The organism is Streptomyces virginiae (assembly GCF_000720455.1).
GTDB classification, from domain to species: Bacteria; Actinomycetota; Actinomycetes; order Streptomycetales; family Streptomycetaceae; genus Streptomyces; species Streptomyces virginiae.
Window position 1 is genome coordinate 250,573 of record NZ_JOAK01000006.1, and the last position, 15,072, is coordinate 265,644.

At 73.2% G+C, this 15,072-nt stretch carries 11 protein-coding genes and 2 pseudogenes; 7 read left to right on the forward strand and 6 right to left on the reverse strand.

What is annotated here, in order from left to right:
* Positions 1–110 precede the first annotated feature (110 nt).
* The 4 genes and pseudogenes from IG86_RS0113185 to IG86_RS0113200 all read left to right on the forward strand — a co-directional run bounded on the left by IG86_RS0113185 (position 111) and on the right by IG86_RS0113200 (position 3,267).
* Positions 111–1,040: an AraC family transcriptional regulator gene (locus tag IG86_RS0113185; protein ID WP_030896895.1), complete on the forward strand. Its 930-nt coding sequence runs from the start codon at positions 111–113 to the stop codon at positions 1,038–1,040.
* Positions 1,041–1,274: 234 nt separating this feature from the next.
* Positions 1,275–1,787, forward strand: a pseudogene (locus IG86_RS44305) (transposase); the annotation flags it as partial.
* A 275-nt stretch (positions 1,788–2,062) separates the two neighbouring features.
* Positions 2,063–2,566 (forward strand): NUDIX hydrolase, encoded by a 504-nt coding sequence (locus tag IG86_RS0113195; RefSeq protein WP_030896897.1) that lies wholly within the window; start codon positions 2,063–2,065, stop codon positions 2,564–2,566.
* Positions 2,567–2,697: 131 nt separating this feature from the next.
* Positions 2,698–3,267 carry a histidine phosphatase family protein gene (locus IG86_RS0113200; protein WP_030820069.1) on the forward strand — a complete coding sequence of 190 codons (570 nt, stop codon included), beginning with the start codon at positions 2,698–2,700 and terminating at the stop codon, positions 3,265–3,267.
* Positions 3,268–3,313: 46 nt separating this feature from the next.
* On the opposite strand, the pseudogene IG86_RS45330 reads toward IG86_RS0113200, so the two are convergent.
* Positions 3,314–3,766, reverse strand: a pseudogene (locus IG86_RS45330) (IS630 family transposase); the annotation flags it as partial.
* A gap of 118 nt (positions 3,767–3,884) precedes the next feature.
* Between IG86_RS45330 and IG86_RS40535 the strand changes: the two are divergent.
* Entirely contained in the window at positions 3,885–4,637 is a 753-nt protein-coding gene (locus IG86_RS40535; RefSeq protein ID WP_037942346.1) for an ASCH domain-containing protein, read from the forward strand.
* A 142-nt stretch (positions 4,638–4,779) separates the two neighbouring features.
* On the opposite strand, the gene IG86_RS0113215 is transcribed toward IG86_RS40535, so the two are convergent.
* Positions 4,780–5,502 (reverse strand): FadR/GntR family transcriptional regulator, encoded by a 723-nt coding sequence (locus IG86_RS0113215; RefSeq protein ID WP_030896900.1) that lies wholly within the window; start codon positions 5,500–5,502, stop codon positions 4,780–4,782.
* Positions 5,503–5,633: 131 nt separating this feature from the next.
* On the opposite strand from IG86_RS0113215, the gene IG86_RS0113220 reads away from it, so the two are divergent.
* Together IG86_RS0113220 and IG86_RS0113225 are read left to right on the forward strand one after the other, a co-directional pair.
* Positions 5,634–6,170 carry a gluconokinase gene (locus IG86_RS0113220; protein ID WP_030896902.1) on the forward strand — a complete coding sequence of 179 codons (537 nt, stop codon included), beginning with the start codon at positions 5,634–5,636 and terminating at the stop codon, positions 6,168–6,170.
* A gap of 11 nt (positions 6,171–6,181) precedes the next feature.
* Positions 6,182–7,573, forward strand: a complete 1,392-nt coding sequence (locus tag IG86_RS0113225) for a GntT/GntP/DsdX family permease (protein ID WP_107056236.1) — start codon at positions 6,182–6,184, stop codon at positions 7,571–7,573.
* Between the two features lie 25 nt (positions 7,574–7,598).
* On the opposite strand, the gene IG86_RS0113230 is transcribed toward IG86_RS0113225, so the two are convergent.
* The 4 genes from IG86_RS0113230 to IG86_RS0113245 form a co-directional block, all read right to left on the reverse strand.
* On the reverse strand, positions 7,599–8,561 hold the full coding sequence (locus IG86_RS0113230) for a hypothetical protein (protein WP_051785139.1): 963 nt from the start codon (positions 8,559–8,561) through the stop codon (positions 7,599–7,601).
* 114 nt (positions 8,562–8,675) lie between these two features.
* The gene (locus IG86_RS45035) at positions 8,676–10,280 is read right to left on the reverse strand and encodes a cytochrome P450 (protein WP_030896907.1); all 1,605 of its coding nucleotides are present in this window, start codon (positions 10,278–10,280) and stop codon (positions 8,676–8,678) included.
* 99 nt (positions 10,281–10,379) lie between these two features.
* Complete coding sequence (locus IG86_RS0113240; RefSeq protein WP_030896909.1) at positions 10,380–11,219, reverse strand: serine hydrolase domain-containing protein; 840 nt, start codon at positions 11,217–11,219, stop codon at positions 10,380–10,382.
* A 125-nt stretch (positions 11,220–11,344) separates the two neighbouring features.
* On the reverse strand, positions 11,345–14,953 hold the full coding sequence (locus IG86_RS0113245; RefSeq protein ID WP_030896911.1) for a S8 family serine peptidase: 3,609 nt from the start codon (positions 14,951–14,953) through the stop codon (positions 11,345–11,347).
* Positions 14,954–15,072 lie beyond the last annotated feature (119 nt).

A 15,072-nucleotide genomic window follows, 5' to 3' on the forward strand; every position in this document is an offset into this window, starting at 1 on the left:
GGTGTCTCCCGAGGGCTCGATCTGTGCAGTGGGTCCAGTACAACCGCGGCGCCGTAGATGATCCATGGGTGAAAATCTCCACGACATAGGAGATCGTCTACGATTGCGCTGTGGATCCTCTGAGTTGCCTGCTGAGCGGCATCCGGGCCGAGGGCTCGGTCGTCAGCCACGCCGTCCTGACGGCGCCCTGGAGCATCACCTTCGCCGACGCCGCTCCGCTCACCATGGTCAGCGTGCTGCGCGGGGGCGGCACGCTGCTGCTGTCCGACGGCACCGAGCGGGCGATCGGGGCCGGCGACACGGCCATCGTCCGGGGCCCCGCACGGTTCCGCCTCGCGGACGAGCCGGCCACGGTCCACCGCCCCCACACCGCGTACGAGATCAACTGCTTCACCGCGGACGCCGCGTGCACCGGCGAGGAACTCGACGGCATCCACTGGGGCACCTGCCCGGAGGGAGCGACCGCGCTGATCGTGGGCGCCTACCGCGCCTCGGGACACCGCCACGAACGGCTCCTGCGCGCCCTGCCGCCCGTCCTGGTCATCTCCGAGGACGCCGAGGTCTGCGCCTGGCTGGAGAACGCCGCCGCCGACGCCGCCCGTCTCTCAGCCGGTTCGCAGGCGCTGATGGACCGGCTCCTCGACTGGGCGCTGGTCTGCACGCTGCGCACCTGGTTCGACCGGGCGGGCGCCGACGCGCCCGGCTGGTACCGCGGCCTCGCCGACCCGGTCCTCGCCCCCGCCCTGCACGCGTTCCACGGGCGGCCCGCCGAGAGCTGGACGGTCGCGTCGCTGGCCGCTCAAGCGGGCGTCTCCCGCGCCCTGTTCGCCCGGCGCTTCACCGAGCTGATGGGGCGCCCGCCCCTGACCTACCTCACCGAGTGCCGCATGGACGACGCCGAGGCACTCCTGGCCGACACCGACCTCAGCATCGGCCAGATCGCCAAGACCGTCGGCTACGCCGACGCCTTCGGCTTCAGCGCCGCCTTCAAACGCCACAAGGGCCTGAGCCCCAGCACGTTCCGCACCACGGCGGCCTGAGTCACGGCACGCCTTGCATGGACCAGCGGGGTGCAGCAGGGCGGCCGGCGGTTGAGGCAAGCGAGACGGCTGTCGCCATCCGCTCAGGGGCCGGTGTTCGCTCGGTGGCGGTCACGAGAGGCCCGGCGAGCGCTGCGCAGCGCAGAACCGGGCGGCTTGCGCGAGCCTGAGTGGATCCGGGGTGGGCAGGGACGGGGCCACGCACTCGGGATCGGTGCCCGTGCGGATGGGTACGGCACCTGGGAACGGATCCTTGCGGCCGTCCAGCCAGCGACGGACGGAAGCGACGACGTCGACCGGACCGTATCGGCGGACCCCACCGTCTGCCGGGCCCACCAGCATGCCGCCCGAGCCGGGAAGAGGAGACTCCAGGCCGGGCCGATCCCGACGAACCCGCCCTCGGGCGCTCCCGAGACGGCCTGAGCACGAAGGTCCACCTCGCCGGCGACACCGTGCACGACCACTGGCCTTCGCGCCAGCGCAGGCCGGGCGGGCGACGCCCCGGCCTTCAAACCGTCATGGCCGCGATCCGTGTGCCGCGATGCGGGCCCGGAAGACCGAGAACCCGCCCCCGGTACCGTGCTCGCGGACCGCGCGTACTCATCCCGCGCCATCCGAATTCCCCTCCGTCGACGGGGAATCCCCGCTGACATCCCCCAGCCGTCCGACCAGATCGGCCATCGTCTGCGGCGAGGCCGCGCCGGAGGCCGGCCGCCCGTCTTCGACGCCGGCACTGCCAGGGAGCGAGTAGGAGATGCGCTTCCATGGATCCCGCCTCACCTTCACCGTGTCGTCGGGCGGCTGGGCCAAGTCTCCGGCCGCGGCCTCGCCGCCTTCCCCTCCCGGGAGGACGCCCTCCGCGCTGCCCGAGATCGGCGACATGACCGACTGGACCCGCAGCCCGAGGGAGTCCGCGCCGACCCTTCCTTCCTCGTCCGACCTCCTGGTGCAGGTGCTCTCGGGACGCTCTCCCCGGGACGCCGGGAAGCGGCGTTGTCGGTGGGCTCTGCCAGGGTGGCGTCGTGAATGAACTGGTGGAGCGTGTCGACGATCAAGATCGTGTGCTGGGGGTGGTGGTCAGTCGTCGGCAGGCCGTCCGGGAGGGGTGGCTGCACCGGATCGCCGTGACGGTGTGTCGCGACGAGAGTGGGCGGATCCTCGTCCACCGACGGTCGGAGCAGTTGTCGCGCTCCCCCGGGCTCTACGAGGTCCAGGTCGGTGGCGCCGCGAATGTCGGTGAGTCCTATGAGCAGGCCGCTGCGCGGGAGCTGGCAGAAGAGCTGGGCATTCGTGTGCTGCCGCGCTTGCTGTTCACGTTCCTCAACCGCAGCGGATTGAGCCCTCACTGGCTCGGTGTGCACGAAGCCGTGGTGCCGGATGCCGTTGTCCCCGATCCCGATGAGATCGCCTGGCACGGCTGGCTGACCGAGCTGGAGCTGCGGTCGGCCCTGCTGGAGTGGTGCTTCACCCCAGACAGTCACGAAGCCTTCAGCCGGTATCTCACGTTCCGGACCACGCAATCCTGACCCTTGCCCGCCTTTACTTGCAACAAGTGAGCGGCCCAGAGACTCCCTGGTCAGGGTGCCGGGTTGACGACAACTAGTGCCGTATCAGGCAACGTTCGCCCTGTGTTCGGGGTGCGATATGGTCCTCAGCCATGGGCGAACTGGTGTTGATCAGGCACGGCGAGACCGCATGGAGCCGGACCGGCCAGCACGCTGGCCGCACCGACCTGCCGCTGACCGCGGCGGGGGAGGACGCGGCGCGTGCGCTCGCACCTCGGTTGGCCGAACGGGAGTTCGCCGCCGTCTACAGCAGCCCGCTGACTCGCGCCGTGCGGACCGCCGAACTGGCGGGGTTGAGCGGCGCGGAGCCCGACACCGACCTGATCGAGTGGGACTACGGTCGCTACGAGGGGCTGACCGCCGAGCAAATCCAGGAGCTCAAGCCCGGCTGGGAGCTGTGGCGCGACGGCGTCGACGCCGGCGAGGACCTCGGGCACGTGACGGTGCGGGTCGACGCCTTCCTCGGCCGGGTCCGGCCGCTGCTGGACAAGGGCGACGTGGCCGTCGTTGCGCACGGCCACCTGTCACGCATACTCACCGCGCGCTGGCTCGGGCTCGACGCGTCGGCCGCGCGGCAGTTCGGGCACCCGCATCCGGGGACGATCAACACGCTGGGGTACGAGCACAAGCTGCCAGTCGTGCTGGGGTGGAACGTGCCGTAATGGCGGCTGTCCCTATCCCGTTCAAGATGTAGCTACTGCCGTGCTTTTAGGCGGTGTTGGCCCTGTCGACGACGGAGCGTAGGCGCCGGTCGTCGGCGTGGCGATTTCGCCAGATGATGTAGCGGCGGATCATGCTGCCCTGTTCCTTGTGGTCGGCGTGGTCGGTGCCGTCGAGGGTGAAGTAGCGCAGGGCGGTGAACTGGGCTTCTACGCGGTTGAGCCAGGAGCCGTTTCTTCATCGGCTTGATGTGGCCGTGGAGCTTGTCCTTGGCCAGGTCCAGGGCGGCGAACAGGTGCCGTACTCCGCCGTAGCGGTCGTAGGTCGCCCGCCGCCTGCGGCGGGGTTCGCGGTCGGGGTCCTTTCCGCAGACAGCTGATCGCCGGTGCGGCCCTGCGTGAGGATTCCGGATCGGCCGCCGACACGACGCCCGCGACCGGGCGCGATGGTCCACGGCCCGGGATCGTCGTCCCTGCCCACGGGACCGGGCAGGCCGAAATCCCGTGGAGCCCAGCTGCGTCGCGTGAAATGATCTTCGGCGAATGATGACGAACGGGAAGGCTGAAACGTGTACGTACCGCCATCTGCACGGGCTCTCGATGATGACGAGCGTGAGCTCGTGGAGCTGGCGCGCCGCACCATCGACGCGCATACCGACGCCGGGCCCGACGAAGACGGCGTCCACACGATGGGCGCCGCGGTCATGGCCGCCGACTACCGGATGTTCGCCGGCGTGAACCTCTACCACTTCACCGGCGGACCCTGCGCCGAACTCGTGGCTCTGGGAGCCGCACGAGCCCAGGGCGCCCGCCAGATGCGCTGCATCGTTGCCGTGGGAAACCACGGGCGCGGCATCATCGGCCCGTGCGGGCGCGACAGGCAGGTCTTCGTGGACTACTACCCCACCATGCGCGTCATCGTGCCCACGCCGGCGGGGCCGAGGTCCGTTCTCGCCGCCGACCTGATGCCGCTGACGCAGCGATGGACCCCGGAAGGCATGAGCAGTCTCGACCCGTCGCTCTACCAGGACCCCGAGACGGCCGGTCCCCCGATCATCCGCTTCAACCCCCGCTACCTGGAAGGCGTCCGCTCCGGCGCCAAGACCAAAACCACCCGCTTCCGGGACCCGGCCCGGCTCGGGCCGGCACGGCTGGTGTTCGAAAGCGATCCCGAAGTCGTCCTGCCGGCAGAGGTGACCGGCGTCAGGCACTGCCTGGTCAGCGAACTCACCGACCAGGACGCCCAGGCCGAGGGGCTGACGACCGCTGCCGAACTCCGTGAAGGTCTCAAGGGCCACTACCCGGATCTGTCGGGAACCGACGAAGTCGACGTAGTCACCTTCCAGATCAACGACACGACGGGCGCCGCCTGAACCGCGGGGGCACCGGCGGCCGCGGACGCCGGTGACGACTTCGGCTGGACCGTCCGGTCGACTCCACCGTAGTCCGCGCCCACCGGCAATCCTCCGGAGCACGGTCCTGGGGGGTGTCCGACCCTGATCCGCCGGACACCCCCTAGCGGGCGAGCAGGACGTCCAGTTCCTCCAGTGCGCCCACCGCGATCCGCCGGGTCAGTGCCTCGGCCCGGGCGGCGTCGCCCTCGCGGACCGCTTCGGCCACCTGGACGTGCAGGGTGACGGCGGCGGGGTCGGGGTCGTGGAACATCACCTCGTGTTCGGTACGCCCCGTCAGGACCTCCGCGACGACGTCCCCGAGCCGGGCGAACATCTCGTTCCCGGAGGCGTTGAGCACCACTCGGTGGAAGGAGATGTCGTAGCGCAGATAGTCCTCGAGCTGGTGGCCGCGCGAGGTGCGGACCATGCCGAGGGCCGCCGCGGTGAGGTCGGCGCAGTGCTGGGGCGTGGCCAGCGTCGCGGCGAGCCCGGCGGCCACCGGCTCGATCGCGGAGCGCAGCACGGTGAGGGAGCGCAGCTGCCGGGGCCGGTCGGGGCCGGCGAGCCGCCAGCGGATCACCCGCGGGTCGTAGACGTTCCACGCGTCCGCCGGGCGCACGGTGACGCCGACCCGGCGGCGGGACTCGACCAGGTGCATCGACTCCAGGACGCGGACGACTTCGCGCACCACGGTGCGGGAGGCGTCGAAGCGTTCGGCGATCTCGTCCGTGCGCAGGACGCTGCCGGGCGGGTACTCGCCCGCGGCGATCGCGAGGCCGATGGTGTCCAGCACGTGGGAGTGGAGGCCCGGTCCTGGACCGCTTTCGGCGCCTTCGGTGGTCATGGCGCAAGCGTACGGTGACACCCCCTCGGGCAAAAGATGTGATGTTTTCGACGCGAGGCTTGAATACGTACTACTTAATGCGCTTCAGTGGTGCCGCACGAACCGATGTCGACGAGGACAGCGAGGTGGACGTGAGCACCCAGCGCGTCATTGTGGTGATGGGCGTGGCCGGCACGGGCAAGACGACCGTGGGCCGGCTGCTCGCGGAACGGCTCGGCCTTCCCTACGCGGAGGGCGACGCCTTCCACCCGGCGGCCAACGTCGCCAAGATGGCGGCCGGCCACCCGCTGGACGACGCGGACCGCTGGCCCTGGCTCGACGCCGTGGGCGAGTGGATCCGCAACCGCGCCGGCCGTTGCGGCGGTGTGATCGCCGCGTCCTCGCTCAAGCGCGCCTACCGCGACCGGCTGCGCGCCGCGGCCCCCCGGGCCGTCTTCGTGCACCTCACCGGTGAACGCCCGCTGATCGAGGAGCGGATGGCGGCGCGCAGGGGCCACTTCATGCCCACCACCCTGCTGGAATCGCAGTTCGCCACGCTGGAGCGGCTCCAGGACGACGAACTCGGCGTCGCGGTCGACGTGTCCGGCTCCCCGGAGGAAGTCACCGAACGGGCCCTGGCCGCGCTGCGCCCGCTGTGCGCCCCCGAGAGCAAGGGGACGTGCTCGTGACCGGTCTCGGCATCGCAAGCCTGACGACCGCCGCCGCGGGTGCCGCGCCGATCACCTCGGCCGGCAACACCCGGCTCGGGATAGCGGTCCTCGCAGCCATCGCACTCATCGTCCTGCTCATCACCCGCCTCAAACTCCACGCTTTCCTGGCCCTGACGGTCGGCTCGCTGGCCCTCGGCGTCCTCGCGGGCGCGCCCCTGGCCAAGACCGTCGCGAGCTTCACCGCCGGACTCGGCGCCACGGTCGCCGGCGTCGGCGTACTGATCGCGCTGGGCGCGATCCTCGGCAAGCTGCTGGCGGACTCGGGCGGCGCGGACGAGATCGTGGACACCATCCTGGCCCGGGCCAGGGGCCGGGCCATGCCCTGGGCGATGGTGCTCATCGCGTCGGTGATCGGGCTGCCGCTCTTCTTCGAGGTCGGCATCGTGCTGCTGATCCCGGTGGTGCTGCTCGTGGCCGAGCGGGGGAACTACTCCCTGATGCGGATCGGCATCCCGGCGCTGGCCGGCCTGTCCGTGATGCACGGGCTGATACCTCCGCACCCCGGGCCCCTCGTCGCCATCGACGCGCTCCACGCGAACCTGGGTGTCACCCTCGCCCTCGGTGTGGTCGTCGCGATCCCGACCGTGATCATCGCCGGGCCGCTGTTCTCCCGGTACGCGGCCCGGTGCGTGGACGTCCCGGTGCCGGAGGACATGATCGTCCGGGCCCGCCCGTCGGCCGGTGCGGAGCACCGCCCGCGGTTCGGGGCGACGGTGTTCACCGTGCTGCTGCCCGTGGCCCTGATGCTGCTCAAGGCCCTCGTCGACATCGTGGTGGACGATCCCGCGAACCCGGTGCAGCGCGTCGCCGACGTCGTCGGCTCCCCGCTGATCGCGCTGCTCACGGCGGTGCTGGTGGGCATGTTCACCCTCGGCCGGGCGGCGGGCTTCACCAGGGCGCGGATCTCGGTCACGGTGGAGAGGTCCTTCGCCCCCATCGCGGGCATCCTGCTGATCGTGGGCGCCGGCGGCGGCTTCAAGCAGACCCTCATCGACGTGGGCGTGGGGCAGATGGTCCTGGACCTGTCGCAGAACTGGGCCGTCCCGGCCCTGCTGCTGGCGTGGCTGATCGCCGTCGCCATCCGGCTGGCGACGGGCTCTGCGACCGTGGCCACCATCTCGGCCGCCGGTCTGGTGGCCCCGCTCGCGGCGGACATGTCCACCACCGGGACGGCGCTGCTGGTCCTCGCCATCGGCACCGGGTCGCTCTTCTTCAGCCATGTCAACGACGCCGGTTTCTGGCTGGTCAAGGAGTACTTCGGGATGACCGTCGGTCAGACCGTGAAGACGTGGTCGGTGATGGAGACGGTCATCTCGGTGGTCGGGCTGGGCTGCGTCCTCCTGCTGTCCCTGGTCCTGTAGTCCTGTCGTTCCCGTTCCCCGGCCGTCACGGGTCCCGCAGTTGGGCGGCGGCGAGGGCGAGACCGCCCGCCGCCGTCGCACAGCGGGCCGCGAGGTTCTCGACCTCGGCGCGCAGGGCTTCGGTCTCCCGGCCCTGCCATCCCGGCGACCAGGCCGCGGCCCCCCGCAGCCGGACCGCGTGCGCGCCCAGCGCGGCGGCGTGGTCGCGCAGGCTCCCGCCGGGGGGCCGCGCCGCCGGGCGGAGCGGCCGGGGAGTGCGGGGCGGCCGGTCCGCGACCCGGCGCCGGACCGGCCCGCGCTCCGGGGCCGGCCCCGTCGGGGGCCGTACGGGCAGACCGGAGCCGCGGTCGCAGAAGGCCCACAGGGCCGCGCCGAGTCCGAGGAGCGGCCGGGCCGTCTCGGCCCGGCCGGTGGCGACCTGCCATCCGGCGTGGTCGTTGAAGGGGTTCGCGTCGGTGAGGGCGTGCCAGGCGAGGATGTCGGCGAACGAAGGCGCCAGCAGGGAGAACGCGTGCTCGGCGCCCCGCTCGCGCATGATGCCGCGGAACAGGCGGACGGCCTCGGCCTGCCGGCCGGCTTCGACGGCCCGCAGGACCGCCGCGGTGCCGGCGTCCTCCAGGAGTTCGGGACGGTCCGCGCTCGCCGCCCGGATCCTGGCCCTGAGTCCGCAGACGGCGATGCTGACGGCGAGGCTCTCCCGGCCGGCCAGGACCCCCGCGAGGCGGCCGGCGCGGGCCGCGCCCCGGCCGCGCGCGGCCCATCCGAGGCCCGCCGGGTCGGTCAGGGTACGCACCAGGGTGCGCCAGCCGCGCCTGCTGCGGCCTCCTCTGGCCAGCGCCGCCGCGGGCAGGCGGGTGCCGAAGGCCAGGCCGGAGGCGTAGCGGGCGGCCTCACCGACCGCGTCGGCGGCCTCGGCAAGGGCGCGGCACGGGGCGTCGAGCTGGTCGACGTCCGGGGCGGTGGACGCGGAGGTCACGGCGTCGGACATGGGTTCCTCGTGGGGTTCGGCAGGGATCTGAGGGCGTGGACGGCAGGGCGGGGACGGCAGGGCGGGGCAGGTGCGGCGGCGTCCCGGTGTGGCGGCGCCGGCGCGCGGACCTCGTCAGCGGCGGGTGAGCGTGAGCCGGACGCCGCGCGGGTCGAGGGTGACGGGCAGCGGTCCGACCGGGTCCAGGACCGGCCGGGTGCCCGTGATCCGGTGGCCGCGCAGGACCTCGGCGCAGAAGGCGGCCGTGATCATCAGCCCGAGCTGGTCGCCGGGGCAGCGGCCGCCGCCGTGGCTGAAGGGCGCCATCCGGATGTCCCGGTCGGCGGCCGGGTTCTTCCACCGGCCCGGTACGAAGACATGGGCGGCCGGGACCCGTTCGGGGTCTCGCTGGTGGAACGCGGCGGGCAGGAGCACGGCGGTGCCGGCCGGGTGGCGCACACCCCGCCATTCGGTCTCGCCGCGGGTGACGCGGATCAGGTCCGGCACCACCGGGTACAGGCGCAGCGACTCCCGGACGCAGGCCCGCAGCCTGGGCAGTTCGCCCCGGGCCCCGCCGGCGGCGACCTCGGCGGACGCTTCGGCGGCGGCCGCGTCCTGTTCGCAGGGGTGCGCGCCCAGCAGGAGCAGCGTGCGCAGCAGGGTGTCGGGAACCGCGTCCATCGCCAGGAGCCAGAGCCGGGCCTCGTCCGCGGGGTCGACGGCGCCGTCGGGGTCGGTGGTGTCGACGGGGCCGGCGTGGCGGGCGGCGCGTCCGGCGAGGGTGTCGTCGCCGGCGTGGCGGACGTACTCCCGGACGCGTGCGCGGGCCTTGTCCTGCACCGAACGCGCGGCGCGTGTCCGGCCGCCGCGAGGGCGCCCGTCCTCGGCGCGCAACTGGGTGAGCCATCCGGCGAGTTCGTCGTCCTCGGCGGCAGGGTCGCCGAGGACGATCCGCCGGGCGGCCCGGTTCACGGCGCGCCGGACGCGGGCGAGTTCGAGGGTTCCGGTGGCGGTCAGGTGCCGGGCCTCCTCGGCGACGACCGTGAGGATCGGGCCCGCGGCGGGGTGCACGGGCAGCCCCGCGGCCAGCACGTCGGCGCTCATCCGCCGCCGTTCCGGGCGCTGTTCACCGCGGGCGCAGCCGGGCCCGTCGCCGTCCCGGCCGGGCTCGTGGGTGCTCAGGCCCCGGCACTTCTGGGGCGGGTCGGCGGCGAGGACGCTGACGGGTTCGGCGTAGAAGCGGCGCAGGTCCTGCGGATCGAGGAGGACGAGGAGCGTCTGGCCGGACCGGGTGCGTACGAGCGCGGGCGCGTCCCCGTGGCGTGCGCGCAGGGCGCGGAGCTCGGCGGCGGAGGCGCGGACCCCGCCCGGCCGCCGGCGGGGGCGCGGCCGGCCGGCGGCGGTGAGCAGGGCGCCGAGGGAGGCGAGGACGGTGGGCGTGGCCGCGGGGGACCCGGCGGGCGCGAGGGCCGCGGCGGGACCGGCCGGCCGGCCGGCGGACGTCCGCCGGGCCGGTTCCTTCACGGATGTCCGCCGGCCGGGGTCGTCCGCGCCGAGCGGCGGCACGGCCGACCCGGTGTCCGCGAGCGGTGCTCCGCCCCGGGGTGCCCGTCCGGCCCGCTCCGTGGCGCGCGGACGGGGCTCGCCCCACGCGGACCGCACCGGCAGCCCGGTCCGTTCGGCGAGAGCCCGTACCCGGGCCTTGAGCCCGTCGAGGGCGGCCCCTTGGACCGTACGCATCCGTGTACCTCCGCGGCGGGAAAGACGACAACGGTCGGTGACATCGGCATCACCGTACGTCCCGTCCGCGGAGCGCGCGCTCCGAGCGCCGGACCCGGCCTACGCGCGGGGGACCCCGTCCGACCTGGTGCTCCGGGGGGATCCGTCCGGGGCGAAGACGGCCTCGCGGAAGGTGGTGCGCAGCGGGCCGGAGGCGGCCGGGAGGAGGACCGCCCAGCGGTGGTGGCGGGGGGAGATCCAGACGGCGGGGCCCGGGTCGGCCGAGGCGTGGTGGGTCCAGACGCCGTGCGGGGCGGGCTGCCACAGGAGCCCGCGGGCGGGGGTGAGTTCGCCCGTGCGGATGCGGAGGGACTCGGCCGTCCAGGCGCGGGTGAGGGGCGCGGGGCCGGACGCGTCGCCCGGGTCGTTCGACCCGTTCGCGGGACTCGGTGCACTCGGTGCACTCGCGGGACTCGGTGCGCTCGGTGCACTCGGGTGAAGGAGGTGCCTCAGGAAGAGGACGAGGTCGGCGAGGGGCGTACGGAGGGCTCCGTCGGTGATGCGGGTGCGGGTCATGCCCAGCGGGTTCCACACGCGTGTGGCCGCGGCCTGGGCGAGGGTGCTGCCGCAGAGGTGTTCGACGAGGCGGGTGAGGGCGGCCGTGCCGCCCGGGTGGGTGAGGAGCTGGTGGGCGGTGGTCCCGGCGGAGGTGCCCGCCGCGGCCTCGTCCCCGTACGCGGCCAGCGGGGTGTGCAGGCGCAGCGCGCCCTCGTCGACGAGGGTCCCGACCGTCGGCCACAGGGCGAGGACGGCGGTGAGGCCGCCGACGTCGAGGACCTCGTCCGCCCCGCCCGAACACGCGTGCGGGCCGTCCGGTCCGCCGACGGCCCACACCGCCCCGGGATCGGCGGACTCCACGAGGGCCCGGACGGCGTCTGCCTGGTCGCTCAGGAGCGTCATGGTCGCTCACGCTAACGACCCGGGCCGCGGGCCCGTGGCAGGTCGCGCGAATCGGCCGCTCCCGCCACCCGAATGGGCCGGAAGGAGGGGGGCGGGGACCGGCCGGCCCCCGCCCCCTCACCGGGTCAGTTCTTGTCGGGCCGGTCGGTCACCCGCAGGGTGTTCAGCAGGGGCTTGCCGAATCCGGAGTGCGTCACGAAGCGGACGTTGAGCACCCCGTCCGTGACCGTGACCGTGTACGTGCGGGTCAGGGCCTTGTAGGTGCCCGCCTCCAGGGCGATGTCGAGGGAGGGCAGGACCTGCGTGCCCTCGGCGAGGACGTCGAAGACGCGCTTGTTCGCCTTGGTGGAGGAGAGTTCCGCGAAGCCGAGCTCCACCGTGTAGGTGCCGTTCGGCACGTTGTCGAAGCGGTACTCGTACATGCCCTCACGGGCGTTGCGGAAGAGCCGCTGCTCGTCCGTGCCGGCGATGGTGCGGCCGGTGGACTGGACGGTGCCGTTGCCCTGGTACCCGTACGAGCCCGCGGTGTACTTGCGGTCCGGGGACCAGGCGTCGCCGAGGGCGTCGGTGGAGCCGTAGCCGGAGCCCGCGTCCAGGCCGACCTGGTAGCGCGGGACGACGACCTTGACCGGGACGGTGAGGACCGGGGTGCGGCCGCTCGCCGAGGCGATCTTCAGGTCGGCGGTCAGGACCGTGCCGGGGGCCAGTCCCGTCGTGTCGACCGAGAGGGTGAGCGGGGCCTTCCCGCCCGTCGGAAGGTCGCCGCTCGCGGGTGTGGCCGTCAGCCAGGCCGCGTCCTCGGACACCGTGAACGCCGTGCCGAGGCCCGGGTTGGTGAGGTCCAGGGTCCGGGTCCGCTGCTGGTCGGCCGGGAGCACGACCTCCAGCGCCGGCTTGGAGGCCGTGACCCTGCCGGTGCGCAGGGACTGCGTCACCGTCGTGACGTCGGCGGCCTTGACGTCCACCGTGGCCGTGGCGGGCTCGTACTGCGCCGCCGCGAGGGAGACGGTCCGCGAGCCGGAGGGGCTCTGGACGACGTACGCGCCGTCCGCGGCCGTGGTCGCCGACACCGCGGTGTCGCCCGTGCCGACGGTCACCGTGGCCCCGGCGACGCCGTTGCCGTCGTTGGCGTCGAGGACCCGGCCGGCCACCACGCCGCTCTTGGTGGTGCGGAAGGCGATGGACAGGCCGTCGGTGATGACCGGGGTGTTGAAGGAGTACTTGAAGGCGTCGGTTCCGGTGGCGTTCTCCACGCCGACCGTGGCCGTGGAGCCGCCCTTGATGCCGGTGCCGCCGGTGCCCTTGTAGGAGTAGGTGACGGTGCCGTCCTCGCCGATCGCCGCGGAGAAGGAGAACTTCTCGGCCTGCGCCGACCAGTGGGCCACCTCGCGCCACTCGATCACGTAGGCGCGGTGCGGGGCGGTACCGGTGACCGCGGTGAAGACGCCCGAGCCGCTGCCCGCCGCGCCGACGACCAGGTCGTCCCAGAAGGGGTAGAGGGCGGCGTTGGGCGTGGCCGTGCTCGGAAGGTCTCCGTTGATGTCGCCGGTGTTGTTGCCGCCGAAGCTGACCGTGCCGTTCGTGCCGATCCAGGCCTGGGCGTACGTCTTGCCGTACAGCGGCAGCGGGAAGGGCAGGTCGACCCGTTCGGTGGTGTTGTCGCCGGTGAGCGCGAGCTGCCGGCTGCCCGCCGCGTAGGGCCGGTCGCCGGCGGTGGCGCAGGCGTAGCCGTAGCCGTCGGTGCGCTCGGGCAGGTTCACGGTGACGGTGGTGTCGCCGCCGACGGTGACCTCGGCCGTACCGCCGCTGAGGCAGCGGGAGGCGTGGGTGGCGTTCACCCGGTAGGTGCCGTGGGGCAGGGTGACCTCGAAGCGGCCCTGTGCGTCGGTGGTCGCGGTCACCGGGGTGTCGGCGATGGTGACGGCGGCTCCCGCGGTCGGCCCGGAGGCCGAGGCGACGGTGCCGGTGACCTTGCCGGAGGCCGCCTGGGTGAGGGTGAAGTCGCCGGTGGCGGTGCCGTTCTCGGTCACGGTGGCGGTCGCGGTCTGCTGCCCGTAGCCGAACTTGGCCGCGGTCAGGGTGTACTCGCCGACCGAGAGGGCCGGGAAGGAGTAGCTGCCGTCGGCCGCCGTGGTGGCCGTACGGTCGATCGGGCCGTCAGCGGTGACCTTCACGCCCGCGAGGGGCTGGCCGCCGGAGCGGACGGTGCCGCCCAGGGCGCCGAGCGCGCCGCGCGGGGCGGCGTTGACGGCGGCGAGGACGTCGAGGCGGCCCTCGCCGAAGACGTTGTTGTCGGCGGCGTTGCCACCGCACTGGCTGCTGTCGGTGTCCAGGGCGGTGCCGTCCAGGAGCGACTCGGTCTGCGCGATGTCGCCTTCCAGGGACGGGGCGGCGGACCACAGCAGGGCCACGGCGGCCGCGGTGTGCGGTGAGGCCATGGAGGTGCCGGAGAAGGCCTCGTACGCGCCGCCGGGGACGGAGGAGCGGACGTTCACGCCCGGAGCGGAGATGTTCGGCTTGACGATGCCGCCGGGGCCGGCGCCGCGCGAGGAGAAGGACGCGATCGTGTTGTTGATGTCGAAGGCGCCGGAGCTGTAGGAGCTGGCGTAGTCACCGGGCGAGCCGCTGGTGGAGCAGCCGGGTCCGGCGTTGCCGTTGGAGAAGGCCGGGAAGATGCCGGCGGCCCGCCAGGTGTCGACGATCTGCTGGTACCAGGTGTCGCCGCCCGCTCCGCCCCAGGAGTTGTTGACGATGTGCGGGGCCAGGTCGGGTCGCGGGTTCTGCCCGTTCAGGTCGGTCGGGGCGACGATCCACTGTCCGGAGGCGAGCAGCGAGGCCTCGGAGCAGGAGTTGGACTCGCAGCCCTTGGCGGCGATCCACTTGGCACCGGGGGCGACGCCGATCTTGTTGGCGCCGCCGTCGTCGCCGACCATCGTGCCCATGGTGTGGGTGCCGTGGTCGTTGTTGTCGCAGGGTGCGGCGCCGGCGCAGACGCCCGCCGGGTCGAACCAGTTGTAGGCGTGGGAGTAGCTGCCGTCGGCGTTCTTGCCGCGGTACTGGTTGGCCACGGCCGGGTGCGTGAAGTCGACCCCGCTGTCGATGTTGGCGACGACGACGCCCTCGCCGCGGACACCGATCCGGTCCCACACCTGCGGGGCCTTGATCCGGTCGATGTTCCACTCGACGGCGTCCGCGACGGCCTTCTCGCGCTTGCCCTCGGCGGGCTTGGGGAGGTCGACCTTGTCGTCGGCGTCGATCCGGGCCACCTCGGGGCGCTGGGCGAGGGTTCCGGCGAGTTTCTCGCTGCCGACGACGCGCACGGCGTTCACGATCCAGTACGAGGTGTACTCGGCCCCGGCGCCTTCCAGGGCCTTGATGACGTCGGCCTGGCTGCGCGCGGCGTGGTCCTTCTTCGTCCTCAGCACGGTCTCGGCCTTGGCGGCGCGGGTCTGCTGCTTCCCCGCGGCGGTGAGGTCGGCGGCGCTGTCGAGGTAGACCCAGAAGACGGCCTTGGCCGAGCCGTCGAGCTGGGCGCGGAGCTTGGGTTCGATCTTGCGCTCGGCCGCGCTCGGCACGCCGGGGCCGGGATCCGGTGCGGCCGCGGCGACGCCCGCGCCGAGCGGGAGCAGCAGGACCGAGGTGAGGGCGGCGAGCGCCGTGCGTAAGGACCGTGCGGGCCGGGCCGGCCTCGTGGGCCGTAAGGCTCGTGAGGACCGCTTGTCGCGTTGGGCCACGTGTTGTCTCCTCGTACGCCGTGTGCGGGATGTGCGGGAAGGGTGCGCGTGACGTGCGCGGGTCATGGTGAAGTAGACGTCATGCTCATTACAAGAGGGCCTTATGAGCCGTCCCCGGG

Bases quoted from the DNA above. Each gene is read 5' to 3' on its own strand.
- IG86_RS0113200 (WP_030820069.1), top strand. From the start codon at position 2,698: ATGGGCGAACTGGTGTTGATCAGGCACGGCGAGACCGCATGGAGCCGG.
- IG86_RS0113215 (WP_030896900.1), bottom strand. From the start codon at position 5,502: ATGACCACCGAAGGCGCCGAAAGCGGTCCAGGACCGGGCCTCCACTCC.
- IG86_RS0113230 (WP_051785139.1), bottom strand. From the start codon at position 8,561: ATGTCCGACGCCGTGACCTCCGCGTCCACCGCCCCGGACGTCGACCAG.
- IG86_RS0113240 (WP_030896909.1), bottom strand. From the start codon at position 11,219: ATGACGCTCCTGAGCGACCAGGCAGACGCCGTCCGGGCCCTCGTGGAG.
- IG86_RS45035 (WP_030896907.1), bottom strand. From the start codon at position 10,280: ATGCGTACGGTCCAAGGGGCCGCCCTCGACGGGCTCAAGGCCCGGGTA.